A 24,420-nucleotide genomic window follows, 5' to 3' on the forward strand; every position below is an offset into this window, starting at 1 on the left:
CTCAGAAGTAGTAGCGCGACACCGACTCGGCCACACAGGCGGGCTTGTCGCCGCCCTCGCGCTCCACGGTGACGACCGCGGTGACCTGTACGCCGCCGCCCGCCTCCTCGACGCTCTTCAGGACGGCCGTCGCCCGCAGCCGCGATCCCACGGGCACCGTGGAGGGGAAGCGGACCTTGTTGGTCCCGTAGTTGATGCCCATCTTCATGCCCTCGACCCGCATGACCTGCGGCACGAGCGCCGGCAGCAGGGAGAGCGTGAGGTAGCCGTGCGCGATCGTCGTGCCGAACGGCCCCGTCGCGGCGCGCTCCGGGTCCACATGGATCCACTGGTGGTCGCCGGTGGCGTCCGCGAAGAGGTCGATCCTCTTCTGCTCGATCTCCAGCCAGTCGCTGTGTCCCAGCTGCTCGCCCACTCCGTCACGCAGCTCCTGCGCGGACGTGAAGATCCTCGGCTCTGCCATGTCCTGGTCCCTGCCTTCCCGCTCCCGGCCATCCGTCCCAGGCCGTGTCCAAGTGCCTGTCTAAGCGCTTGCTCAGCATGGTTCGCGGGCGCGTTCCTGTCAACGACGGACCGGCCGGGAGCCGGACACGTAGGGTTCGAGGAGTGCCCCAGATCCCAAAGACACTCCATGAACTCACGGTCGGCCAGCTCTCCGCGCGCAGCGGCGCCGCGGTTTCGGCCCTGCACTTCTACGAGGCCAAGGGCCTGATCGGCAGCCGCCGCACCAGTGGCAACCAGCGCCGCTACACCAGGGACGCGCTGCGCCGGGTCGCCTTCGTCCGGGCGGCGCAACGGGTCGGTATCCCGCTCGCCACCATCCGGGACGCGCTGGCCGAGCTCCCTGAGGAGCGCACCCCCAACCGCGACGACTGGGCGCGGCTCTCCGAGGCGTGGCGCTCCGAGCTGGACGAGCGGATCGAGCAGCTGGCGCGGCTGCGCGACCATCTCACCGACTGCATCGGCTGCGGCTGCCTGTCGCTGGAGACCTGTGTGCTCTCCAACCCGGACGACATCTCCGGCGAGCGGATCAGCGGCTCGCGCCTGATGCCGGGCAAGGTCACGAAGCGGGCCGCGGGAGGCTGCTGAGGGGGCCGGCCGAGGTATGTGTGCTGCCCGTCCGGCAGTCGCGTGTCGCGTCGGACGCCGGGCGGGCCGCTCCGTTCCTCACGCCACCGATGCCAGGTCGCCGATCCGGGTGCGCCGGGCCTTCGCCAGCGCCGCCCGGGTGAGCACGGGCTGCGGCACCACGATCCCGCACCCGGTGCAGACGGGGCCGGACCACGGCTCGCTGTCCAGGTCCTGCCGCCAGGCGATCCGGGCCTGCGCGCACACCGGGCAGCCGGTGCCCGGCTCCGACTCCAGGGCGGAGATCAGCCGTGCCAGCACCTCCGCGAGCGGGGCCGCCGGGTGGACGGCCGGGTCGTCGCACCGCGCGACCCCGTTCCCGCCCCAGGTGCGCCGGTGCCAGTCGTCGAACGCGCCCGGCCGGCGCAGTCCGTCGTGCTTCTCCCGCCGGCGGCGCTCGGCGAACCCCGCCTCGTAGCCCAGCCAGACCGCGCGGGCCGTCTCCAGCTCCTCCAGCGCGCGCATGAGGCGCACCGGATCGGGGGCCCGGTCCTCGGGCCCGATTCCGTGCCGGGCGCACAGGTGATCCCAGGTCGCCCGGTGCCCGTAAGGGGCGAAGCGCTCCAGGCACTTGCGCAGCGAGTACCGCCGCAGTGCCAGGTCGCTCCGCGGATCGCGGACCTGTCTCGCAAGACTCCGGAAACCGGCCATTGCTCCGCCACCTCCGTCGCTCGTACTCCGTCGCCCGGACATGGGCGTCACTGAATGGACGTACAACTGCCCGGATCGGCTCCATCCATGGCGCGGCCGTCCATTGGGTGAGATGACCGAGCGTCATGCGACCGCATGTGGCGATTCGGAAAAGGTGACCGATGTTCACCTTACCGACGGGTCATACCGCCGGTAACCTCCGGCGCATCAGCCTCTCCGAGGAGCATGCATGCCCCCACGCACCGGCACTTCCGCCCGCACCGGCAAGTTCCGAGCCGCCACGATCGCGGCCGTTCTCGCACTCGGTGCCTCTCTGCTGGCCACCGCACCCCACGCGGGCGCCGCCGAGCCTGATCCCGTACCCGTCACCGACTACTGCCAGGGGCAGTGCGACGACATCCTGCCGCCGGGCGAGAACGGCAACGCCACCCTCGTCGACATCCTCGGCAACAAGGCGTTCGGCACCCATCCCGCGCACAGCGACGACCAGCTCGACCGCTACGACGGCCTGGTCGCCGGGCACACCGGCCTCACCGACCAGAAGCTGACCGACTTCTTCAACGACGCCTCGTTCGGCGTCCCGAAGGACCAGGTCGAGTCCGTCACCTCGCCCCGCGACGACGTCACCATCACCCGCGACAAGGTGTCCGGCGTCCCGCACATCAAGGGCACCACCCGTTACGGCACCGAGTTCGGCGCCGGATTCGCGGCCGGGCAGGACCGGCTCTGGCTGATGGACCTCTTCCGCCACATCGGGCGCGGGCAGCTGACCTCGTTCGCCGGCGGCGCGCTCGCCAACCAGGGCCTGGAGCAGCAGTTCTGGCCGCAGGCCCCGTACACCGAGGCCGATCTCCAGGCCCAGGTCGAGTACATCAGGACCCACGAGGGCGCCCGCGGCGAACAGGCCATGGCGGACGCCCAGGCCTATGTGGACGGCATCAACTCCTACCGTGACAAGTCGAAGAAGGGCCGCTACTTCCCCGGCGAGTACGTCCTCACCGGCAAGATCGACGCCATCACCAACGTCGGTGAGATCCAGCCGTTCGAGCTGACCGACCTGATCTCGATCGCCTCTGTGGTCGGCGGCCAGTTCGGCGGCGGCGGTGGCGGCGAGGTGCAGGCGGCGCTCTCGCTGCTCTCCGCCCAGCAGAAGTACGGAGTCGCCGAAGGCACCAAGGTCTGGGAGTCCTTCCGGCAGCGCAACGACCCCGAGGCCGTGCTGACCGTCCACGACGGCACCTCGTTCCCGTACGCGAACAAGCCCGACAAGGCCGTCGGGACGGCGCTCCCCGATCCGGGCTCCGTCACCGCCGAGCCGGTCATCTACGACCGCACCGGCTCCGCGGGCACCAATGAGAAGGCCCCGGTGAAGGCCCCGGCCCAGCTCAAGAAGGCCCAGGGCATCTACGACGACGGGGTCATCCCGGAGGGCTCGCTCCCCGGCTCCGGCTCCGGCGCCCAGAAGCGCGGCATGTCCAACGCCCTGCTGGTCTCCGGCAACAGCACCGCGAGCGGAAACCCGATCGCCGTGTTCGGTCCGCAGACCGGCTACTTCGCCCCGCAGCTGATGATGCTCCAGGAGATCCAGGGCCCCGGCATCAGCGCCCGCGGGGTCTCCTTCGCCGGCGTCGGCATGTACATCCAGATGGGCCGCGGCCAGGACTACGCCTGGAGCGCCACCTCGGCCGGGCAGGACATCACCGACACCTACACCGTCGAACTGTGCGAGACCGACGGCTCCGCGCCCACCAAGAGCTCCACGCACTACCTCGACCACGGCGACTGCACCGCCATGGAGAAGCTGGAGCGCACCAACTCCTGGAGCCCGACCGTCGCCGACTCCACGGCGAAGGGCTCCTACCGGATGCAGGTGTGGCGCACCGGCTACGGCGTCGTCACCGACCGCGCCACGGTGGACGGCAAGCCGGTCGCGTACACCTCGCTGCGCACCACCTACCGGCACGAGGCCGACTCGATCATCGGCTTCCAGATGCTCAACGACCCCTCGTACGTCACCGACGCCGCGTCCTTCCAGCAGGCGGCGAGCCATATCGACTACGCGTTCAACTGGTTCTACGCCGACTCGCGCACCGCCGCCTACTACAACAGCGGCATGAACCCGGTGCGTGCCGCGGGCGTCGACCCGGCGCTGCCCATCAAGGCCGAGAAGGCGTACGAGTGGAAGGGGTACGACCCGGCGGCCAACACCGCCGAGTACACCCCGTTCGCCGAGCACCCGCACTCCAGCGGCCAGGACTACTACGTGTCCTGGAACAACAAGCAGGCCGAGGGGTACGCCTCCGCGGGCTTCGGGCTCAGCGCGGTGCACCGGGCCGACCTGCTCGACGAGCGGGTCTCGAAGCTGGTGGAGGAGGGCGGCGTGACCCGCGCCTCCCTCACTCGCGCGATGGCCGACGCCGCACTCACCGATCTGCGCGGCGAGCAGCTGCTGCCCGAACTGCTGAAGGTGATCCGCTCCCAGCCGGTCACCGACCCGGAGCTGAACGCGGTGGTCCAGCAGCTGGACTCCTGGCGGGCGGCGGGCGCCCAGCGCAAGGAGAGCAGCCCGGGTTCGCACGCGTACACCTACGCCGACGCGGTACGGATCATGGACGCGTGGTGGCCGAAGCTGATCGACGCGGAGTTCAAGCCGGGGCTCGGCGACGACCTGTACGGCGCGCTGACCGCCAACCTCGCCACCGACGAGTCCCCGGCGGCCAGCCACGGGCCGAGCGGCGCGCACAGCGGTTCGGCCTTCCAGTACGGCTGGTGGGGCTTCGCCGACAAGGACCTGCGCCAGGTGCTGGGGCAGCCGGTCAAGGGGCCGCTGGCCAGGACCTACTGCGGCAACGGCGATCTGAGCAGCTGCCGCGCGGCGCTGCTGTCCTCGCTGAAGCAGGCGGCGGCGGTCCCGGCGGCCGAGGTCTACCCGGCCGACGACAACTGCAAGGCCGGTGAGCAGTGGTGCACCGACTCGATCATCCACCGGGCACTGGGCGGGATCGAGCAGAAGGCGATCCACTGGCAGAACCGCCCCACGTACCAGCAGGTCGTGGAGTTCCCGGCGCACCGCTAGAGCCTTCCAGGGCCCGTCCGGCGGGCAATTCCAGCCCGTCCGGCGATTGAGGACAAAACCGCCCGCCGGGCGGGCCCGCACTCCGCGGGCCCGCCCGGCACCACCTCACCGGTACTGCAGATAGCGCTTGCGCACCGTACGGAACGCGGCGAGATCCTTCGCCCACGCCCCCACGACCTCATCCGTGTCCGCACCCGCGTCGATCATGGTGCGGACCCGGGTGTTGCCGGTGAGCGTGTCGATCCAGTTGTCCGGCCGCCAGGCGAACCCGCTCCAGGTCTGCTTCGCCGTGACCAGGAGCGCGATCCCGGTGCGCACCGGGTCGAAGACCTCCCGGTCCTGGACGTGCACCTGCACCCCGCCCACGGTCCTGCCCTCGAACTTCGAGAACGTCGGCGCGAAGTACGCCTCGCGGAAGGCGACTCCGGGCAGGTCGAGCGCGTTCGCGGCGGCCGCCCACGTGTGGTCGATCCCCTCCGCGCCGAGCAGCTCGAACGGCCGTGTCGTGCCGCGCCCCTCGGAGAGGTTGGTGCCCTCGAACAGGCAGGTGCCCGAGTAGACCAGCGCGGTGTCGGGCGTCGGCATGTTGGGGCTCGGCGGCACCCAGGGGAGCCCGCTCGCGTCGAAGAAGTCCGAGCGCGACCACCCCGACATCTTCACGATCTCCAGCTCGGCCGGACGGTCCGCCAGGAACTCCCCGTTGAACAGCAGAGCGAGTTCGGTGACCGTCATGCCGTGCGCCTGGGCGATCTCCCGGCGGCCCACGAAAGTGCCGAAGGCCGGATCGAGGACCGGGCCGAGAGCCGCCCGCCCGGACACCGGGTTGGGCCGGTCCAGGACGACGAACCTCTTGCCCGCGAGGGCCGCCGCCTCCATGCAGTCGTAGAGCGTCCAGATGTACGTGTAGAAGCGGGCGCCCGCGTCCTGGATGTCGAACACGATCGTGTCGACGCCGGACGCCGTGAACACGTCGGCCAGCGGCTGCCCGCTCTTGAGGTACGTGTCGTAGACCGGAAGGCCGGTCGCCGGGTCGTCGTACCGGCCCTCGGAGCCGCCCGCCTGCGCGGTGCCGCGGAAGCCGTGCTCCGGGCCGAAGACGGCGGTCAGGTTCACCCGCCGGTCCGCGTGCATCACATCGACGATGTGGCGGACGTCGGAGGTGACCCCGGTCGGGTTGGTGACGATGCCGACCCGCCGGCCCTTCAGCAGCGCGTAGCCGTCCGCCGAGAGCCGGTCGAAGCCGGTGAGGAGCCCGCGGTTCCCGCCGCCCCCGCCGCCGTGTCCGCCGCCGTGCCCGTGTCCGTTTCCGTGCGGCGTACCGGCGGCCGCGGGTCCGGCCGACGCGGCCGTTGCCGCGAGTGCTCCGACGGCACCGCCGGCGGCCAGCAAACCACGTCTGGTCAGGCTCATTCGGCTACCTCCATGATCGCGACATCTGTCATGGTCACGCACGCTAGCGCGCACGCGGGCCGCAGGGAACGAGCAGGACGGGACGGATGTGACTGGAGTGACGCATGAGTCGCGCCAGACCCTTCCCCGGCGACATACCGACTGGTTAGTCTGCTGGTGCAGTCGGCTGAGAGAGGCGGGACCGATGAGTACGGTGCAGGGCGCGGGCGTAGTGGTCACGGGAGCCGGGGGCGGCATCGGCGCCGCGCTGGCCCGCAGATTCGCCGCCGAGGGCGCACGGGTCGTGGTCAACGACCTCGACGAGGCCAGGATCACCGCGCTCGCCGAGGAGATCGGCGCCGTCGCCGTGGCCGGCGACGCCTCACGGATCGTGGACGCCGCCAGGGACGCCCTGGACGGCACGGTGGACGTCTACTGCGCCAACGCGGGCCTGGCCTCGCCCGGTGACGTCTTCGCGGACGAGGAGGTCTGGGCCGCCGCCTGGGACGTCAACGTGATGGCCCACGTCCGCGCGGCCAGGGCGCTGCTCCCGGACTGGCTGGAGCGCGGCAGCGGCAGGTTCGTCTCCACCGCCTCGGCCGCCGGACTGCTCACGATGATCGGCGCGGCGCCGTACAGCGTCACCAAGCACGGCGTGGTCGCCTTCGCCGAATGGCTCGCCCTCACCTACGGCCACCGCGGCGTCAAGGTCCACGCGATCTGCCCGCAGGGCGTCCGTACGGACATGCTGACCGCCGCCGGATCGGCCGGGGAGCTCGTGCTCGCCCCCAGCGCCATCGAGCCGGAGGACGTCGCCGACGCGCTCTTCGCGGCCATGGCCGACGACCGCTTCCTCGTCCTGCCGCACCCGGAGGTCGCCGGGTACTACCGGGCCCGCGCCAAGGACACAGACCAGTGGCTCGGCAGCATGAACCACCTCCAGCGCAAGTGGGAGGCGACCGGCGCATGACCGAGTCGATCTACGCGGCGAAGCCCTGGCTCCCGCTGCTCAGCGAGGCCCAGCGGGCCCCCGTCCACCCGGCCGAGACCCTGGTGCACGCCTTCCGGGACTCCGCCGGCCGCGCCCCCGGACACCCCGCGCTCGCCTACTTCGACGGGCGCCTCACCTACCGCGAGACCGACGAGCTCTCCGACTCCGTGGCCGGCCACCTCGCCGACCGGGGGCTGGAGCGGGGCGACCGGGTCGCGATCATGCTGCAGAACTCGCCGCAGTTCGTGCTCGCGCTCCTGGGCGCCTGGAAGGCCGGGGCGACCGTCGTCCCCCTCAACCCGATGTACAAGTCCGGCGAGGTCGGCCATGTGCTGAAGGACGCCGAGGTCACCGCGCTGATCTGCTCGGACCGGGCCTGGGAGGGCTATCTGCGGGACACCGCGGCAGCCGCCCCGGCCGTCCGGATCGCCGTCACGGCCTGCGAGCTGGACTTCCAGACGGAGAACGACGAGCGGGTGCTGAACTTCGGCCGGCTGCCCGCCGCCGACGACGCCGACGATCTGGTGGCCGTCGCCCGGCAGGGCCTCGCGGCCCCCGCCGGCCGCGAACTCACCGCCGCCGACGTGGCGCTGATCAGCTACACCTCCGGGACCAGCGGCACCCCCAAGGGCGCCATGAACTCCCACGGCAACATCATGGTCAACGCCGAGCGCCAGCGCGCCGGCCACCCCATCGCGGAGGGCTCCGCCTACTTCGCCCTCGCCCCGCTCTTCCACATCACCGGCATGGTGTGCCAGCTGGCCGCCTGCCTCGCCAACGCCGGCACCCTCGTCCTCGCGTACCGCTTCCACCCCGGTGTGGTCCTCGACGCCTTCGCCGAGCACCGCCCCGCCTACACCGTCGGCCCCTCGACCGCCTTCATGGCGCTCGCCGCCACCCCCGGCGTCACGCCCGAGCACTTCGCCTCCTTCCAGGTGATCTCCTCCGGCGGCGCACCGCTGCCGCCCGCACTCGTCGAGAAGTTCCGGACGGGCTTCGGCCCGTACATCCGCAACGGCTACGGCCTCACCGAGTGCACCGCGCCCTGCGCCTCCGTACCGCCCGAGCGCGAGGCCCCGGTGGACCCGGCCTCCGGCACCCTCTCGGTCGGCGTGCCCGGCCCGGACACGGTCGTGCGGATCATCGACGAGAACGGCGCGGACGTGCCCTTCGGCGAGCAGGGCGAGATCGCGGTGCGCGGCCCCCAGGTGGTCTCCGGCTACTGGCGGCTGCCCGAGGCCACCGCCGCCGCCTTCCCGGACGGTGAACTGCGCACCGGCGACATTGGCTTCATGGACCGCGAGGGCTGGCTCTACGTCGTCGACCGCAAGAAGGACATGATCAACGCCTCCGGCTTCAAGGTCTGGCCGCGCGAGGTAGAGGACGTCCTCTACACCCACCCCGCCGTCCGCGAGGCGGCCGTCGTGGGCGTCCCCGACGCCTACCGGGGCGAAACGGTCCGGGCCTACGTCAGCCTGCGGCCCGGCTCCTCGGTGGAACCGGACGAATTGGGTGCGTACTGCAAGGAACGGCTCGCCGCGTACAAGTACCCGCGCGAAGTCGAGATCCTGGCCGAACTCCCCAAGACGGCGAGTGGGAAGATCCTGAGGCGGGAACTGCGTTCACCCCGCTAGAACCGGTTCACGCACCGCACGGAAGGAAGGTGGCGGCTATGGCCAAGGCGACGGACGGGAGCGGTACCCCCGTTCCCCAGCGGCTCCTCGCCGCCGCTACCCGGCTCTTCGCCGAGCAGGGGTACGACCGCACCTCGGTCCAGGAGATCGTCGAGGCGGCCGGTGTCACCAAGGGCGCGCTCTACCACTACTTCGGCTCCAAGGAGGACCTCCTCCAGGAGGTCTACGCCCGGGTCCTGCGCCTCCAGCAGGAGCGCCTCGACGCCTTCGCGGACGCCGACGCGCCCGTCGAGCAGCGACTGCGTGACGCCGCGGCCGACGTGGTCGTCACCACCATCGAGAACCTCGACGACGCCTCGATCTTCTTCCGCTCGATGCACCATCTGAGCCCCGAGAAGAACAAGCAGGTACGGATGGAGCGGCGCCGCTACCACGAGCGCTTCCGGGCCCTGGTGGAAGAGGGGCAGCGCAGCGGAGTGTTCTCCACGGCCACCCCGGCGGACCTGATCGTCGACTACCACTTCGGCTCGGTCCACCACCTGTCCACCTGGTACCGGCCGGACGGACCGCTCACCCCGCAGCAGGTCGCCGACCACCTCGCCGACCTGCTGCTGCGCGCCCTGCGCCCCTAGGCCGTGTCGTCAAACCGCCGGGACGCGCGCCGCTGAGGGCCGTGCACAGCAGGCGCGACCCGGCCGCTGTTCCCCTTCACGACCCGTCGCCGGCCAGCCGGTCCAGCAGCGCCCGCGCCGCCGGGTTGCGCGGCCGGGGCGCCCGGCCCACCAGCACCACCGTCCGGCCGGGCTCCGGCTGCCGGATGCTCACGCACGGCAGCCCGGCGTCCTCACCGATCCGGCGCGGCACGATCGCCACGCCGATGCCCGCCCGTACGAGATCGACGAGCAGCCGGATCTGTGTGACGTCGCAGGTGATCCGGCGCTCCAGACCGCAGTGCGCGGCCAGCCGCCGCACCGCCGTCTCCAGACCTGTCCCGGCCCGGAAGTCCACGAACGGCTCGTCGGCGAGGTCCTTGATCAGGGTGCGCCCGGCCGTCGCCAGCCGGTGACCAGGAGCGGTGATCAGCACCAGATCCTCCTGCCAGGACGCGAACGCCACGACGCCGGCCGGGAGTTCGGCCGCGTCCGGCGCCAGATAGGCGAGGTCCAGCTCACCCGCGAGCACCCCCGCCAGCAGCTCCGGGGTCGTCGCCTCACGCAAGGAGATCTGCACCCCGGGCCGCAGCCGGTGGAACGCGGCCAGCTCAGCGGCCAGATCCACACAGGTCAGCGTCTGGATCGTGCCGATCCGCACCCGCCCCGTGGCCAGCCCCGAAACGGCGGCCACCGCGTCCCGCGCGGCGTCCGTCCCCGCGAGCACCGTCCGGGCCGACGGCAGCAGCGCCCGCCCCGCCTCGGTCAGCACCACCCGGCGGCCCGTCCGGTCGAACAGCGCGGCACCCAGCTCCCGTTCGAGATTGCGGACGGACGTGCTCAGCGCGGACTGCACGATCAGTTCGGCGCGGGCGGCCGCGGTGAAGCTGCCGTGCGTGATCACCGCCATGAAGTGGCGGAGCTGACGTATCTCCATCCATCTACGGTATCGATCGCAGCCAGCCAATCCATCTGTTGGACCGACCGCGAGAACGGGGTGAAGCTGGATACATGGCGCACATCCAGGCTTCGTCCCGTGTCCCCGCCCTGTGGACCGTGGCCTACGGGCCGCACCGGCCCCGAGGCGTCCGTCTCGCCGCGCGGTGCCTGCTGCGGGTGCGGGCCTTCGCCCGCGAACTGGCGCTCGCCGACCACGTACCGTACGGCGGCTACTGACGGACACCGGCCGGGCCCGTACCGGAGTACGGGCCCGGCCTCACGTTCCCTACAGGTACTTCTTGATCTCGCGCCGCGCCAGCGACCGCTGGTGCACCTCGTCCGGGCCGTCCGCCAGGCGCAACGTCCGCGCCGCCGCCCACAGTTCGGCCAGCGGGAAGTCCTGGCTGACGCCGCCCGCACCGTGCAGCTGGACCGCCTGGTCGAGGATGGAGACCACCGCGCGCGGGGTGGCGATCTTGATGGACTGGATCTCGGTGTGCGCACCGCGGTTGCCCACCGTGTCCATCAGCCAGGCCGTCTTCAGCACCAGCAGCCGCAGCTGCTCCACCGTGACGCGGGCGTCCGCGATCCAGTTCTGCACCACGCCCTGCTGGGCGAGCGGCTTGCCGAAGGCGTCGCGGGACACCGCGCGCCGGCACATCAGCTCGATGGCGCGCTCGGCCATGCCGATCAGCCGCATGCAGTGGTGGATACGGCCCGGTCCCAGCCGCGCCTGGGCGATGGCGAAGCCGCCGCCCTCCTCACCGACCAGGTTCGTCGCGGGGACCCGCACATCGTCGAAGACCACCTCGGCGTGACCGCCGTGGGAGTGGTCCTCGTAGCCGTACACCTTCATGGCGCGCTTCACGGTCAGGCCCGGGGTGTCGCGCGGCACGAGGATCTGCGACTGCTGGCGGCGGATGTCGTCGCCGTCCGGGTCGGTCTTGCCCATCACGATGAAGATCTTGCAGTCCGGGTTCATCGCCCCGGAGATGTACCACTTGCGGCCGCTGATGACGTAGTCATCGCCGTCCCGGGCGATCCTGGTCTCGATGTTGGTCGCGTCCGACGACGCCACCTCCGGCTCCGTCATCGCGAACGCGGACCGGATCTCACCGGCGAGCAGCGGCTCCAGCCACCGCTTCTTCTGCTCGTCGGTGCCGAACTGGGCGAGCACCTCCATGTTCCCGGTGTCCGGCGCCGCGCAGTTCAGCGCGGTCGGCGCCAGCTGCGGGGAGCGGCCCAGGATCTCGGCCAGCGGGGCGTACTGGAGATTGGTCAGCCCGGCGCCGTACTCGGCGTCCGGCAGGAAGAGGTTCCACAGCCCCTGGCCGCGCGCCTCGGCCTTCAGGTCCTCCACGATCCGCGGGGTGTCCCACGGCGACGCGAGCTGCCCCCGCTGCTCCTCGGCGGTCCGCTCGGCCGGGTGGACGTGCTCGTCCATGAAGGTGAGCAGCCTGGCGCGCAGCTCTTCGGTACGGGCGTCGAATGCGAAGTCCATGGGGTTGATCAGCCTTCCTGGAGGGTGGTGAGGCCGTGCGTGATGAAGACGGGGACGAGATCACCGATGCGGTCGAAGCCGCCGCCGACGGTCTGGCCCAGCGTGTAGCGGTAGTGGATGCCCTCCAGGATCACGGCGAGCTTGAACCAGGCGAACGCCGTGTACCAGGAGATGGCGGAGGTGTCCCGGCCGGAGCGTTCGGCGTAGCGCTCGATCAGTTCGGCGGGGGAGGGATGGCCGGCCGCGCCGCTGGTGGTGGAGACCGGCGACTCGGGCAGGCCGAGGTCGGAGCTGTACATCACCAGCAGGCCGAGGTCGGTCAGCGGGTCACCGAGCGTCGACATCTCCCAGTCGAGCACGGCCTTGATCCGGTCGTCGGATCCGAGCAGGACGTTGTCCAGGCGGTAGTCGCCGTGCACCACCGTCGCGGCCGGGGAGACGGGCCGTTCGCGGCCGAGCGCCGCGTGCAGCTCGTCGATGCCGGGCAGTTCGCGGTTGCGGGAGGCGTCCAGCTGCTTGCCCCAGCGGCGCAGCTGCCGGTCGAGGAAGCCGTCGGGGCGTCCGAAGTCGCCGAGCCCGACGGCCGCCGGGTCCACGGCGTGCAGCTCGACCAGGGTGTCCACCAGGCCGAGCACGGCCCTGCGGGTGCGCTCGGCGCCGAGCGGGGCGAGCTGCTCGGCCGTGCGGTACGGGGTGCCCTCGACGTACTCCATGACGTAGAACGGCGAGCCGATGACGGAGTCGTCCTCGCAGAGCAGCAGCGGTTCGGGGACCGGGACGGCCGTCGGGTGCAGTGCGCTGATCACCCGGTGCTCGCGCTTCATGTCGTGTGCGGTGGCCAGCACATGACCCAGCGGCGGCCGGCGGACGACCCAGCGGCCGGTGCCGTCCGTGTCCGTGACGACGTAGGTCAGGTTCGAGCGGCCGCCCTCGATGAGCCGGGCGTCGAGCGGTCCGTTCACCAGACCCGGCCGTTCGCGGTCGAGATGTCCGCGCAACCGGTCGAGGTCGAGACCTGGCGGGTGGACTGGGCTCATCGTGCGCACCTCCGGGGTGAATGAACGGTCGATGTTCATGATGCCGACCAGTCGGTATGTCGTCCAGTGAACTCCCGGAACCGAATGAGTCCGGTCCGGTCCGAACGGCTGCCGGACCTCTGGCGTTCAGTCGTATCTCTGAATAGAGTTCACGTATGGATACAGCATTGTTGATCGACGAAGTCCGGCTGACCCCGATCCTCATTGCCGACCCGCCGCTCCTCAACACCCAGGGCGTCCACCAGCCGTACACCCCGCGCCTCGTCGTGGAGGTCGTCACACGCGGCGGAGTGACCGGCATCGGGGAGACGTACGGCGACGGCAAGTACCTCGAACTGGCGGAGCCGCTCGCCACCGCCCTGGTCGGGCGCCCGGTCAGCGATCTGAACGGCCTCTTCGCCCTCGCCGACGAGGTGTGCGCGGACTCACGCGCCGCCGACGAGCGGGTCGACGCGGGCGGGCTGCGCGGCGTGCAGACCGCGGACAAGCTGCGGCTCTCGGTGGTGTCCGGCTTCGAGGTGGCCTGCCTGGACGCGCTGGGCAAGTCCCTCGGGCTGCCCGTGCACGCACTGCTCGGCGGCAAGGTGCGCGACACCGTCGAGTACAGCGCCTACCTCTTCTACCGCTGGGCGGAGCACCCCGAGGGCGGCGAGCGGGACGACTGGGGAGCGGCGGTCGACCCGGCCGGGGTCGTCGCCCAGGCGCGCCGCTTCGCCCGCGACTACGGCTTCTCCTCCTTCAAGCTGAAGGGCGGCGTCCTCCCGCCCGACGAGGAGATCGCCGCGGTCCGCGCGCTGGCCGAGGCGTTCCCGGACCGGCCGCTGCGGCTCGACCCCAACGGCGCCTGGTCCGTCGAGACCTCGCTGTACGTCGCCGAGCAGCTCAAGGACGTACTCGAATACCTGGAGGACCCGGCGAGCGGCACGGAGCTGATGGCCGCCGTCGCGGCCGGCACCGACGTACCGCTGGCCACCAACATGTGCGTCACCACGCTCGCCGAGGTCCCCGAGGCCTTCGCCCTGGGCGCCGTCCAGGTCGTCCTCTCCGACCACCACTACTGGGGCGGACTGCACCGCACCCGTGAACTGGCCGGGATCTGCCGCACCTTCGGCGTCGGACTCTCCATGCACTCCAACACCCACCTCGGCATCAGCCTCGCCGCGATGACGCATGTCGCGGCCACCGTCCCCAACCTCGACTACGCCTGCGACAGCCACTACCCCTGGCAGACCGAGGACGTGATCACCACCCGCCATGTCTTCGCGGACGGCCGGCTCACCGTCTCCGACGCACCGGGTCTCGGAGTCGAGCTCGACCGGGAACGCCTGGCCGTACTGCACCGCCGCTGGCTCGACGACGACGGCACGATGCGCGAGCGCGACGACGCCGCCGCGATGCGCAAGGCCGAGCCGGAGTGGCGGACGCCGTCGATCCCGCGCTGGTGAGAGCCACGCGCCGGACGGGCGGGGCCGCCGCGGCATGACTTGCGCCGCTCCCGGCCCGCGCCGATGGTCGAAGGATGAAGGCGATCAGCTACAGCGCGTACGGCGGGGCCGAGGTCATGGAGTACGGCGAGCGGCCCGATCCCAAGGTGGGCCCCGACACCGTCCTGGTGAAGGTGCGGGCCGCGGCGGTCAACCCGGTCGACCGCAAGGCCCGCGAGGGCCTGCTCGACGGGTCCCTGGAGGCCGTGTTCCCGGTGATTCCCGGCTGGGACGTGTCCGGGGTGGTGGTGCAGCCCGGTGTCGCGGTCGAGGAGTTCGCGGTCGGCGACGAGGTCATCGGGTACGTGCGGGAGGACTTCCTCAGCCGCGGCACGTTCGCGGAGTACGTCGCCGCCCCCGTGCGCACCCTCGCCCGCAAACCGCTGAGCCTGAGCTTCGAGGAGGCCGCGGGACTGCCGCTGGCCGGCCTCACCGCGTACCAGGTGCTCCACCGGTCGCTGCGGATCCGCAGCGGTGACACCGTCCTCGTCCACGCGGCGGCGGGCGGTGTCGGCTCGCTGGCCGTCCAGCTCGCCCGCCACGCGGGCTGCCGGGTCATCGGGACCGCGAGCGCGCACAACCACGACCATCTGCGGCAGCTCGGCGCGGAACCGGTGGAGTACGGGGACGGGCTCGCGGACCGGCTGCGGGCCCTGGCCCCGGACGGGATCGACGCGGCCTTCGACACCGTGGGCGGGGAAGCCCTGCGGGTGTCCGCCGAGACGCTCGCACCGGACGGGCGGCTGACCTCGATCACGGACGCCGAGGTCTTCTCGTACGGCGGCAAGTACGCCTTCGTACGGCCCGACGCCAGGGATCTGGCGCACCTGGCGGAGCTGGCCGAGCGGAGCATCGTCACGGTCCATGTCGACCGGGTCTTCCCGCTGGCACAGGCCGCGGAGGCCCACCGGCTCAACGAGCAGGGGCGCACCCGAGGCAAGATCGTCGTCACCGTGGACTGGGACGGCTGACGGGCCCCGAACAGCCCCGGAGAAGTCTCGGGTAAACCCGTCAGAAAAGCATGGCCACCGCGAACACGGCCAGCGCGACCGTGCACGCCGCGGCCGTCAGGGCCTCGCGCGCCCCGAGCTGCCGCGGACGGGCGGTGCCCATGCCCTGCACCCGGCGGTTCGCCACCCGCAGGAAGCCCAGCCAGGCGAGCACGCTCAGCGACAGGGCCACGAGCCCGGCCGGGCCCGTCCCGCCGTGCAGCGCCTGCTTGCCCGCCAGCAGCGCGACCACCGTGCAGGAGAGCGTGGTGCGGCGCCAGGCCAGCCTCGTCCGCTCCGGTTGCAGGCCGGGATCGCGCTTCGTGGTGCTCACCGCCCCTCCCAGCGGAAGAGGACCACCACCACCATCGCGACGGCGACGACGGCGACCGCGAGACTCAGCAGCGTCGGGAACCGGGAGACCGGCAGATCCTCGCCCCGCCGCATGGCCAGCTCGCAGCGCACCCAGTGGTTGACCGCCCGCAGGGCACACAGCACACCGGCCGCGAGCAGGGCCAGCGCGAGACCGGCCCGTATCCCCCAGGAGAGCCCCGGCAGGAACTGGTCGACCGCGAATCCGCCGCCGATCAGCGCGAGAGCCGTCCGGATCCAGGCGAGAAAGGTCCGCTCGTTGGCGAGCGAGAAGCGGTAGTCGGGGGTGTCGCCCTCTTCGCGGATCCGCTGCGGCGCGAACCACAGCCGCAGGCTCTGTACGAATTCGTTCACGTCCGGACCTTATCTGCCGCTTCGGTACGCGGTGCGGACCGGTTCAGGATGCTTCGCGGAACGCCCGCAGCCGCCGGTAGCCCTCAAGACCGTCCGGCACCCAGGGCCAGTCGCCGAGCCGCCGGATCAGCTCCCCGTCGGTGAGGAAGGTGTGCCAGGCGACCTCTTCCACCTGCGGCTTCACCGACAGCTCGCACCGCACTTGGTACACGTACGACCACCAGCTGTGCCCGTCGCTCTCGTAGAGGAACTTGAAGAGCGGCTCGGGTCGGGGGAGCCCCGTGACACCGAGCTCCTCCTCGGCCTCCCGCAGGGCCGCCTGGTCGTACGTCTCGCCCGCGCCGACGACCCCGCCGACGAACATGTCGTAGTGGGAGGGGAAGAGCAGCTTGGTGGCGGTCCTGCGGTGCACGAAGATCCGGCCGTCGGCGTCCCTGGCCTCGACGAACGCACAGCGGTGGCGCAGGCCGCGCGCGGTCGCCTCGCCGCGGGTGGCCTGCCCGACCACCTCGTCGTTCTCGTCGACGATGTCCAGGATCTCGTCAGAAGGTGTCATGCGCCTCATCCAACAGCAGACCGCTCGGGGCGATCACTGCCCCATGACGTACTTGACGGTCGGGCCCGCGGTCCAGCCGCCGTCCACGGCGAGTTCGGCGCCGGTGATGTAGGAGGCGGCGTCCGAGAGCAGGAAGACGACGGCCTCGGCGATCTCGCCGGCCTCGCCGACCCGGCCCATCGGGGTGTTGGGGTAGTTGCCGTCGCCCTGCTGGATGCCGACGGAGGCGGTCATCGGCGTGTAGACCATGCCGGGGTGCACCGAGTTCACCCGCACCTTCGCCGTGCCGAGCTCCACCGCGCCGACCTTCGTCAGTCCGCGCACGCCCCACTTGGACGCGCCGTAGCTGGAGGTCAGGGCCAGGCCCATCAGTCCGGCGGCCGAGGAGATGTTGACGATCGAGCCGCCGCCGTTCTCCTTCATCAGCGGGATCACCGTCTTCATGCCGATGAAGACGGCCGTCAGATTGATGTCGATGACCTTGCGGAAGTGCTCGACCGTCTCGGTCTCCAGCGGCTGTCCGGTGGAGACGCCGGCGTTGTTGACCAGGCCGTCGATCCGTCCGAACTCGGCGACGGCGAATTCGGCGACGCGCTGCCAGTCGCCCTCGGAGGTCACGTCGTGGTGGTGGAAGCGGGCCTTCGGGCCGAGCCCGGCCGCGGTGGCCGCGCCCTCCTCGTCCAGGACATCGGTGATCACGACGTTCGCTCCGCCGGCCACGGCGAGGCGCGCGGCCTCGGCACCGAGGCCGCGGGCGGCGCCGGTGATGACGACGGTCCGGCCATTGAGGTTGTTCTTGTCGGTCATGACATGTCCTTCATGTGGTGCGGGTGGTTCACGCGCCGTGCGGCGCGGGGGCGTGCAGGAACGCGGTGGTGGTCCCGACGAGATCGGTGAGGAAGAGCTCCCGGCCGGTCAGCGGCTCCGTGCCGTCGAGCCCCTGACGGGCGCGGTCGGCGAATGCCGCGCCGATCAGGGTGAGCGCCAGATCCAGGCGCTCCAGGCGTACGGGCTCCGGCAGGGTGTCCAGGCGGTCCCCGATCCGGCCGATCAGCCGGCCGTAGGCGGTGCCGTCCAGGGCGGGGTGCAGCGGACCGGTCCGCAGACCCGTCTCGTGGCTCAGCCGGGCCGAGATCCGCAGACAGCGCCGGCCCCGGTCGTCGGAGAGCAGGCTCGCCTCCGCCGTCACCAGCGCGGTGAGGAGTTCCCGTACGCCGCAGTCCGCGGGGAGCGCGTCGAGCAGCGGTGCCACCACCTGTTCGGTACGGGCCTGGCGGCCGGCCATCACGGCGTCGACCAGCCCGGCGCGGGAACCGAAGTGGTACTGGACCGCCGACGGATTGCTCTGCCCCGCCAGCCGGACGATGTCCCGCAGCTGGGCGCCGTCCGTACCCTGCGAGGCGAAGATCTCCTCGGCCGCGCGGATCAGCTTGTCCCTGGTCTCTTGTCCTGACGTTCTCGCCATACCGCCACTGTAATGCTGGCCATTATTAATTGCCAGGCCGGGGCGGCCGGCCACCTGTGAGAAGCGGGACATTCGCCCGTACGGGCGCCTCAGCGCGGCTGAAGGGTCTCGGCGCGCCGCCCGCCCACCGGACCCTCCGGCATGGCCGGATGCAGCCCCAGCAGCACGATCCCGACCACGATCGCCGCGAGCCCGGCCGCCTGCCAGGCCAGCGCGCCGGGGTTGGTGCGCACCTGGTCGCCGAGGAACCCGATGCCGCAGGCGATCCCGGCCAGCGGCTGGGCCGCGGTCAGCGCGGGCAGCGACATCCGCAGCGGGCCGGTCTCGAACGCGCTCTGCACCAGGAGCAGCCCCGTCACTCCCAGCACCAGCACCCCGTACGGCTGCCAGCTCGTCACCAGTGACGCCCAGCCGTCGTCCCCGATCCGCTGGCCGCTGACCCGGGTCAGGGCGTCCTGGAGTCCGTAGAGCAGTCCGGCGGCCACCGCGAGCAGCGCCGGGGCCGCAGTCGCCCGCGAGCGCGCGGCGTACATGGTGAGCGCCAGGGCGATGCCCGCCACCACGCCGATGACCAGCCAGTGCCGCAGCGGGCTCGACACCGCCGTGCCGCCCTTGGGCTCGCCCGCCAGCAGGAACGCCGCGACCCCGCACGCCAGCAGCCAGAGCCCGGCCCAGCCCTGCCGGCCCAGCCGCTGGCCGGTGCGGTGGCGGGACAGGGTCATCGCGAAGAGCAGATTGGTGGCCAGGAGCGGCTCGACGACGGAGACCTCGCCCTTGCCCAGGGCCAGCGCGCCCAGCACCATGCCGCAGACCATCAGACCGATACCGGCCAGCCAGCTGCGTACCCGCATCAGGTCCAGCAGCAGCCGGAACGACAGATAGTCGCTCTTCGGGGCGTGGCGGGCGGCGGCCTGTTGCAGCACGAAGCCGAACCCCAGACAGCAGGCCGCGCTCACGGCGAGTACGAGAACCAGCACCGACACGCTTCTCTACCCCAAGTCAGGCCGGAAGAGAGTGAATTGTTTCGACGATAGCGCCTGGATGCCACCGGTGCGGCTGGAGTGCCGCCGACCGGGCGGGTTGACGCCGGGGCGGCCGGTACCGAAGATCTGACTCACCAGTAACTTCGCGAGGTACCGCACGGGTGCTGTGCGGTACCTCCGCCGGACCGGGTCCGGACCGCCCCGACAAGGATGGAACCCATGGCGTACGACGCTGATGTGATCGTGATCGGGGCAGGACTGGCCGGGCTGGTCGCCACAGCCGAGCTGGTCGACGCGGGCCGCTCGGTGATCCTGCTCGACCAGGAACCCGAGCAGTCGCTCGGCGGCCAGGCGCACTGGTCCTTCGGCGGCCTCTTCCTGGTCGACTCGCCCGAACAGCGCCGGATGCGGATCAAGGACAGCCATGAGCTGGCCCTCCAGGACTGGCTCGGCACGGCGGGCTTCGACCGCGAGGAGGACCACTGGCCGGCGAAGTGGGCCGAGGCGTACGTCGACTTCGCCGCCGGTGAGAAGCGCTCCTGGCTGCACGCGCGGGGAGTGCGGTTCTTCCCCGTCGTCGGCTGGGCGGAGCGCGGCGGGTACGACGCGAACGGCCACGGCAACTCCGTCCCCCGCTTCCACATCACCTGGGGCACCGGACCCGGTGTCGTCGCCCCGTTCGAGCGCCGGGTGCGCGAGGGCGTCGCCAAGGGCCTCGTCACCTTCCGCTTCCGCCACCGGGTCACCGGTCTCGGCCGCACCGGCGGCGTGATCGACACCGTGAGCGGCGAGATCCTGGAGCCGAGCGGCGCGGCCCGCGGGACCGCGAGCAGCCGGGAGACGGCCGGCACCTTCGAGCTGAGGGCCCAGGCGGTGATCGTCACCTCCGGCGGCATCGGCGGCAACCACGACCTCGTGCGCGAACAGTGGCCGGAGCGGCTCGGCACCCCGCCCGCCAAGATGCTCTCCGGCGTCCCCGCCCATGTGGACGGGCTGATGCTCGGCATCACCGAGGAGGCGGGCGCCCACCACATCAACCGCGACCGGATGTGGCACTACACCGAGGGCATCGAGAACTGGAACCCGATCTGGGCCAAGCACGGCATCCGCATCCTGCCCGGCCCGTCCTCGCTCTGGCTGGACGCCCGCGGCAAGCGGCTGCCCGTCCCGCTCTTCCCCGGCTTCGACACGCTCGGCACCCTCGAACACATCATGCGCAGCGGCCACGGCTACACCTGGTTCGTGCTGGACCAGAAGATCATCGGCAAGGAGTTCGCGCTCTCCGGCTCCGAGCAGAACCCCGACCTGACCGGCAAGTCCGTCCGCGGCGTGATCGGCCGGGCACGCGCGGACGTACCGGCTCCCGTGAAGGCGTTCATGGACAACGGGGCGGACTTCGTCGTCGAGAACGACCTCGGCGCGCTGGTCCGCGGCATGAACGCGATCACCGGTGACTCGCTCATCGACGAGGCCGGACTGCGCCGCGAGATCACCGCCCGCGACCGCGAGATCGCCAACCCCTTCACCAAGGACCTCCAGATCACCGCGATCCGGGGCGCCCGCACCTACCTGGGCGACAAGCTGATCCGTACGGCCGCACCGCACCGCATCCTCGACCCCAAGGCCGGGCCGCTGATCGCCGTCCGGCTGAACATCCTGACCCGCAAGTCGCTAGGCGGCCTGGAGACGGATCTGTCCTCCCGGGTGCTCACCGCGGACGGCACCCCGCTGCCCGGGGTGTACGCGGCCGGCGAGGCGGCCGGTTTCGGCGGCGGCGGGGTGCACGGCTACCGCTCGCTGGAGGGCACGTTCCTCGGCGGCTGCATCTTCTCCGGCCGGGCGGCGGGCCGGGCCGCGGCGGAGGCGGTCGGATAGCTGTACCGATCACGGCGGGAATCACGCGTCCGTCCGGTGGGGTTCGGCGCCCGAAACCGTGCGGGGGCACCGGATGCGGGCAGATGAAGGAGATGCCAGGAGTAGCCGAGCCCGTGATCAACCTCGTCCGGCGCACCACCGAATCCGTGCGGGTCCAGACCCTGCGTTCCACGGGTGCCGCGGTGATCGCCTATGTCGTGGCGACGTCGACGCTGTCCCAGCCCGCCCCCCTGACCGCTCCGCTCACCGCACTGCTCGTCGTCCAGGTCACCCTGTACGCCACGCTCACCACGGGAATCCGGCGGGTGAACGCCGTGGTCGTCGGTGTGCTCATCGCGAGCGGATTCAGTTCCCTGGTCGGGCTGACCTGGTGGAGCCTCGGGCTGACGATCTTCACCTCACTGATCATCGGCCGGCTGGTCCGGGTGAACGAGTTCGTCCCCGAGGTGGCGATCAGCGCCATGCTGGTGCTCGGTGTCGCACAGGTCGCCGACACTGCCTGGGAGCGCGTGTTCGAAACACTGATCGGCGCGGGCGTGGGGCTGCTGTTCAACCTGCTCTTCGCCCCGCCCGTGTGGGTGCAGTCGGCGGGGGCGTCCATCGACGGCCTGGCCCGCGAGATGGGGGAGATGCTCCGCGACCTGGGCGGTGACCTGGGCGGCCGGGTCACCGTCGAGCAGGCGGCCGAACGGCTGCACCGGGCCCGCCGCATCGACCACGACATCGTGGCCGTGGACGCCTCGCTGCGGCAGGCCGAGGAGAGCCTCGTGCTCAATCCCCGGGTCCGGCAGGGGCTGCTCTACCGCGTTGTGCTGCGCACCGGTCTGGACACCCTGGAGATCTGCGCCGTGGTTCTCCGGGTACTGGCCAGGACGCTGACCGACCTGGCCAAGGACCGGGTCGACGAACCCCTCTTCCCCGCCGAGGTGGCCTCCGGGCTCACGGAACTGTTCGGGCAGCTGGCGGACGCCGTCGAGAGCTTCTCGATGCTGATCACCACCCCGGTCGCCGCGAGCGCGGAAGGCGCCGAGGCACGGTTGGCCGACGCGCTCGCGGTCAGCCGCACGACCCGCGACCGGGCGGCGGACATGCTGCTGGCGGCGGTCCAGGACCACCCCCGGAAATGGCAGCTGCACGGAGCACTGCTCGCCGAGGTCGACCGCATTCTGGACGAGCTCGACATCGAGAAACGCACGGAACGCCTCGGCAAGGAGCTGGACCGCCGCTCGGGAGAGATGCACGAGCGCCATCCGCGCCTGCTCGCGCTCAGGCGGCGGCTGGACCTCGTCAGGCGCGCGAACCAGGCGCAGGCCGCCACGGGCAGGGAGTGAGGACCGCCCGGCCCCGCCGCACCGGCCGCCTGCCGCGCCCCGTCCTCCCGCTCAGACCGGGTCGATCAGCTCCACGACCCGGAAGCGTTCGGCGACGACCAGTGTGTCGTCGTCGACCGTGAACTCCGGGTCGCCGAGCCCCTCCCGCATCTCGTCGCTGTGCCAGAACCGCTCGTGGCCGGCCCGCCACCGCGCGACCGACGTGTCGCCCTCGCCCTCGTCCAGTACATGCTGGAGGTCGACGTCCCCGAGGCGCAGGATCCGCACCTCCGTGACCTCCAGGACCGCGACCTCCCGGCCGTCCGAATCGATCAGGGCCGACCGCTCACCCACCGGGGGCGGCTCCTCCTTCTCCACCTCGTACTCCACGAGCAGTCCGGTCGTCGACACCTTCCGCCCGTCGAGCACCGCGGCGACCAGCTGGTCGCGCAGCGGTCCCGGGAAGACCAGGAGGAAGGGCTTGAGCGCTTCACGGTTCGGCATGGCGCAAGTCTGACATCCGCGCTCCGCCCGTGACCGGGAGAATCTGACGGGCCGGTGACGGACCGCCGCCGCCCCTGGCATCCGGCGCCCCGGAGTGCTCGAATCAAGGAGTGAACAGTCCCCCTCCCGGCGCCGGACCCGAACCGGCGGAGCCGGGCCCCGGTCCGGGCCCCGATCCGGACGCGGTCGGCGCCCCCGTCGGCCGCCGCCTGGTCCTGACGATGCTCGGCCTCGGCGCCGCCGGACTCGTCGCCGCCCCGGCCCTGCAACGGACCATGGAATCGGGTCTGGGCGCGCTCGCCGACAAGGACCCCACCGGGCTGACCGGGCTGCTGCCCAACGGCGGCGGCTTCCGGTACTACTCCGTGGCCTCCTCCGTACCGTCGAAGGGCGCGGCCGACTACCGGCTGACCGTCGACGGGCTGGTCGACCGCCCGGCCACGTACACCCTGGACGCGCTGAAGGCGCTGCCGCAGACCCGGATGGTCCGCGACGTGCAGTGCGTGACCGGATGGCGGGTGCCCGAGACCCCGTTCGAGGGTGTGCGGCTCTCGGCGCTGCTGGACGCGGCGGGTGTCCGGCCGGGGGCGAGGGCGATCCGCTTCACCTGCTTCGACGGCACCTACAGCGAGAGCCTCACCCTCGCCCAGGCCCGCCGCGCCGACGTGCTGGTCGCGCTGCGGATGCGGGACCGGCCGGTGTCCCACTCCCACGGCGGCCCGGTCCGGCTCTACGTGGCCCCGATGTACTTCTACAAGTCGGCGAAATGGCTCTCCGGGATCACCGTCACGGACTCCGTACGCCCCGGTTACTGGGAGGAGCTCGGATATGACGTCGACGCCTGGGTCGGCCGGTCCAACGGCCGTGACGACGCCCCCACGACCTGAGGCGCCCGGCCGGGTACGGCGGTTCGGCCGGCCGGTGCGACGGGTGCACCGCGGCACGGCGGCACTGATGCTGCTCTGCGTGGCCACGGCCGCCTGCCTGTACGTGCCGCAGTTCGCCGAACTCGTCGGACGCCGCCACCTGGTGGTCACCGTGCACGAGTGGTCCGGGCTGCTGATCCCCGTACCGCTGCTGGCGGGGCTGTTCTCGCGGGCCGTGCGGGGCGACGTCTCGCGGCTCAACCGTTTCGGACCGCACGACCGGACGTGGCTGCGGGCCGTGCGCCACCGCGACCGCCGGGCCGGCTCCCGGCCGGCCGGGAAGTTCAACGCCGGGCAGAAGCTCTACGCGGCCTGGCTCGCGGGTGCGGTGCTGGTGATGGCCGGTACGGGGCTGCTGATGTGGTTCACCGGGCTGGCCCCGCTGATGTGGCGGACCGGCGCCACGTTCGTCCACGACTGGCTGGCGCTGGCGATCGGCATCGTTCTGGGCGGCCACATCGCGATGGCGTACGCCGACCCGGAGGCACGCCGCGGCATGCGCACCGGGTCGGTCGAGCGGCGGTGGGCCCGTCGCGAGCACCCGCTGTGGCGGATCCCCGCGGACCCGGCCGAGCCGCCGGAGGACCCGTGACCCGTGACCGGTGA

At 71.7% G+C, this 24,420-nt stretch carries 25 protein-coding genes; 12 read left to right on the top strand and 13 right to left on the bottom strand.

The window, feature by feature from the left end; all coding sequences use genetic code 11:
• Window position 1: 1 nt before the first annotated feature.
• Window positions 2–463: a MaoC family dehydratase gene (locus ACZ6S6_RS19375; RefSeq protein ID WP_362956430.1), complete on the bottom strand. Its 462-nt coding sequence runs from the start codon at window positions 461–463 to the stop codon at window positions 2–4.
• A gap of 143 nt (window positions 464–606) precedes the next feature.
• Between ACZ6S6_RS19375 and soxR the strand changes: the two genes are divergently transcribed.
• Window positions 607–1,089 (top strand): redox-sensitive transcriptional activator SoxR, encoded by a 483-nt coding sequence (gene soxR, locus ACZ6S6_RS19380; RefSeq protein WP_362956427.1) that lies wholly within the window; start codon window positions 607–609, stop codon window positions 1,087–1,089.
• Window positions 1,090–1,167: 78 nt separating this feature from the next.
• Here the strand turns inward: soxR and ACZ6S6_RS19385 are convergent, their stop codons facing one another.
• Window positions 1,168–1,779 carry a hypothetical protein gene (locus tag ACZ6S6_RS19385; protein ID WP_362956425.1) on the bottom strand — a complete coding sequence of 204 codons (612 nt, stop codon included), beginning with the start codon at window positions 1,777–1,779 and terminating at the stop codon, window positions 1,168–1,170.
• Window positions 1,780–2,008: 229 nt separating this feature from the next.
• On the opposite strand from ACZ6S6_RS19385, the gene ACZ6S6_RS19390 reads away from it, so the two are divergent.
• Complete coding sequence (locus ACZ6S6_RS19390) at window positions 2,009–4,855, top strand: penicillin acylase family protein (RefSeq protein ID WP_469706348.1); 2,847 nt, start codon at window positions 2,009–2,011, stop codon at window positions 4,853–4,855.
• Window positions 4,856–4,960: 105 nt separating this feature from the next.
• On the opposite strand, the gene ACZ6S6_RS19395 is transcribed toward ACZ6S6_RS19390, so the two are convergent.
• The gene (locus tag ACZ6S6_RS19395) at window positions 4,961–6,265 is read right to left on the bottom strand and encodes an exo-beta-N-acetylmuramidase NamZ family protein (RefSeq protein WP_469706349.1); all 1,305 of its coding nucleotides are present in this window, start codon (window positions 6,263–6,265) and stop codon (window positions 4,961–4,963) included.
• Between the two features lie 184 nt (window positions 6,266–6,449).
• On the opposite strand from ACZ6S6_RS19395, the gene ACZ6S6_RS19400 reads away from it, so the two are divergent.
• The 3 genes from ACZ6S6_RS19400 to ACZ6S6_RS19410 are packed head-to-tail and all read left to right on the top strand — an operon-like array spanning window position 6,450 to window position 9,501.
• A complete protein-coding gene (locus ACZ6S6_RS19400) occupies window positions 6,450–7,214 on the top strand; it encodes an SDR family oxidoreductase (RefSeq protein WP_362956417.1) in 765 nt (254 codons plus the stop codon).
• A complete protein-coding gene (locus tag ACZ6S6_RS19405; RefSeq protein WP_469706350.1) occupies window positions 7,211–8,869 on the top strand; it encodes a class I adenylate-forming enzyme family protein in 1,659 nt (552 codons plus the stop codon). Before ACZ6S6_RS19400 ends, ACZ6S6_RS19405 begins: the two co-directional genes overlap by 4 nt.
• A gap of 38 nt (window positions 8,870–8,907) precedes the next feature.
• Window positions 8,908–9,501, top strand: a complete 594-nt coding sequence (locus tag ACZ6S6_RS19410; RefSeq protein ID WP_362956411.1) for a TetR/AcrR family transcriptional regulator — start codon at window positions 8,908–8,910, stop codon at window positions 9,499–9,501.
• 76 nt (window positions 9,502–9,577) lie between these two features.
• On the opposite strand, the gene ACZ6S6_RS19415 is transcribed toward ACZ6S6_RS19410, so the two are convergent.
• Window positions 9,578–10,456 (bottom strand): LysR family transcriptional regulator, encoded by an 879-nt coding sequence (locus tag ACZ6S6_RS19415; protein WP_469706351.1) that lies wholly within the window; start codon window positions 10,454–10,456, stop codon window positions 9,578–9,580.
• A 74-nt stretch (window positions 10,457–10,530) separates the two neighbouring features.
• Between ACZ6S6_RS19415 and ACZ6S6_RS19420 the strand changes: the two genes are divergently transcribed.
• On the top strand, window positions 10,531–10,695 hold the full coding sequence (locus tag ACZ6S6_RS19420; RefSeq protein WP_362956405.1) for a hypothetical protein: 165 nt from the start codon (window positions 10,531–10,533) through the stop codon (window positions 10,693–10,695).
• 49 nt (window positions 10,696–10,744) lie between these two features.
• Here ACZ6S6_RS19420 and ACZ6S6_RS19425 read toward each other — a convergent pair whose 3' ends face one another.
• Window positions 10,745–11,959 carry an acyl-CoA dehydrogenase family protein gene (locus ACZ6S6_RS19425; RefSeq protein WP_469706352.1) on the bottom strand — a complete coding sequence of 405 codons (1,215 nt, stop codon included), beginning with the start codon at window positions 11,957–11,959 and terminating at the stop codon, window positions 10,745–10,747.
• A gap of 8 nt (window positions 11,960–11,967) precedes the next feature.
• Window positions 11,968–12,996 (bottom strand): phosphotransferase family protein, encoded by a 1,029-nt coding sequence (locus ACZ6S6_RS19430; protein WP_362956399.1) that lies wholly within the window; start codon window positions 12,994–12,996, stop codon window positions 11,968–11,970.
• A 155-nt stretch (window positions 12,997–13,151) separates the two neighbouring features.
• Between ACZ6S6_RS19430 and ACZ6S6_RS19435 the strand changes: the two genes are divergently transcribed.
• Window positions 13,152–14,441, top strand: a complete 1,290-nt coding sequence (locus ACZ6S6_RS19435) for a glucarate dehydratase family protein (RefSeq protein ID WP_469706353.1) — start codon at window positions 13,152–13,154, stop codon at window positions 14,439–14,441.
• A 74-nt stretch (window positions 14,442–14,515) separates the two neighbouring features.
• The gene (locus ACZ6S6_RS19440) at window positions 14,516–15,451 is read left to right on the top strand and encodes an NADP-dependent oxidoreductase (protein WP_362956393.1); all 936 of its coding nucleotides are present in this window, start codon (window positions 14,516–14,518) and stop codon (window positions 15,449–15,451) included.
• A 40-nt stretch (window positions 15,452–15,491) separates the two neighbouring features.
• Here ACZ6S6_RS19440 and ACZ6S6_RS19445 read toward each other — a convergent pair whose 3' ends face one another.
• The 6 genes from ACZ6S6_RS19445 to ACZ6S6_RS19470 form a co-directional block, all read right to left on the bottom strand.
• A complete protein-coding gene (locus ACZ6S6_RS19445; protein ID WP_362956391.1) occupies window positions 15,492–15,803 on the bottom strand; it encodes a DUF202 domain-containing protein in 312 nt (103 codons plus the stop codon).
• Entirely contained in the window at window positions 15,800–16,195 is a 396-nt protein-coding gene (locus tag ACZ6S6_RS19450) for a YidH family protein (protein ID WP_362956388.1), read from the bottom strand. The genes ACZ6S6_RS19445 and ACZ6S6_RS19450 overlap by 4 nt, the downstream gene beginning before the upstream one ends.
• Window positions 16,196–16,238: 43 nt before the next feature.
• Window positions 16,239–16,751 (bottom strand): NUDIX hydrolase, encoded by a 513-nt coding sequence (locus ACZ6S6_RS19455; RefSeq protein WP_469706354.1) that lies wholly within the window; start codon window positions 16,749–16,751, stop codon window positions 16,239–16,241.
• A gap of 33 nt (window positions 16,752–16,784) precedes the next feature.
• On the bottom strand, window positions 16,785–17,558 hold the full coding sequence (locus ACZ6S6_RS19460) for a glucose 1-dehydrogenase (protein WP_362956383.1): 774 nt from the start codon (window positions 17,556–17,558) through the stop codon (window positions 16,785–16,787).
• Window positions 17,559–17,586: 28 nt separating this feature from the next.
• Window positions 17,587–18,216 (bottom strand): TetR/AcrR family transcriptional regulator, encoded by a 630-nt coding sequence (locus ACZ6S6_RS19465; protein WP_469706355.1) that lies wholly within the window; start codon window positions 18,214–18,216, stop codon window positions 17,587–17,589.
• Window positions 18,217–18,305: 89 nt separating this feature from the next.
• Complete coding sequence (locus ACZ6S6_RS19470; protein WP_362956377.1) at window positions 18,306–19,199, bottom strand: DMT family transporter; 894 nt, start codon at window positions 19,197–19,199, stop codon at window positions 18,306–18,308.
• Between the two features lie 219 nt (window positions 19,200–19,418).
• Between ACZ6S6_RS19470 and ACZ6S6_RS19475 the strand changes: the two genes are divergently transcribed.
• Together ACZ6S6_RS19475 and ACZ6S6_RS19480 are read left to right on the top strand one after the other, a co-directional pair.
• Window positions 19,419–21,074, top strand: coding sequence for an FAD-binding dehydrogenase (locus ACZ6S6_RS19475; protein WP_362956374.1), 1,656 nt, complete (start codon window positions 19,419–19,421; stop codon window positions 21,072–21,074).
• Window positions 21,075–21,166: 92 nt separating this feature from the next.
• Window positions 21,167–22,405 carry an FUSC family protein gene (locus ACZ6S6_RS19480; protein ID WP_362956514.1) on the top strand — a complete coding sequence of 413 codons (1,239 nt, stop codon included), beginning with the start codon at window positions 21,167–21,169 and terminating at the stop codon, window positions 22,403–22,405.
• A 51-nt stretch (window positions 22,406–22,456) separates the two neighbouring features.
• On the opposite strand, the gene ACZ6S6_RS19485 is transcribed toward ACZ6S6_RS19480, so the two are convergent.
• Window positions 22,457–22,888, bottom strand: coding sequence for an ASCH domain-containing protein (locus ACZ6S6_RS19485; protein WP_469706356.1), 432 nt, complete (start codon window positions 22,886–22,888; stop codon window positions 22,457–22,459).
• Window positions 22,889–22,998: 110 nt separating this feature from the next.
• On the opposite strand from ACZ6S6_RS19485, the gene ACZ6S6_RS19490 reads away from it, so the two are divergent.
• Both ACZ6S6_RS19490 and ACZ6S6_RS19495 read left to right on the top strand, forming a co-directional pair.
• Window positions 22,999–23,775: a molybdopterin-dependent oxidoreductase gene (locus ACZ6S6_RS19490; RefSeq protein WP_469706357.1), complete on the top strand. Its 777-nt coding sequence runs from the start codon at window positions 22,999–23,001 to the stop codon at window positions 23,773–23,775.
• Window positions 23,717–24,406 carry a cytochrome b/b6 domain-containing protein gene (locus ACZ6S6_RS19495; protein ID WP_469706358.1) on the top strand — a complete coding sequence of 230 codons (690 nt, stop codon included), beginning with the start codon at window positions 23,717–23,719 and terminating at the stop codon, window positions 24,404–24,406. Before ACZ6S6_RS19490 ends, ACZ6S6_RS19495 begins: the two co-directional genes overlap by 59 nt.
• Window positions 24,407–24,420 lie beyond the last annotated feature (14 nt).

It is taken from the genome of Streptomyces sp. NPDC048671 (assembly GCF_055587045.1).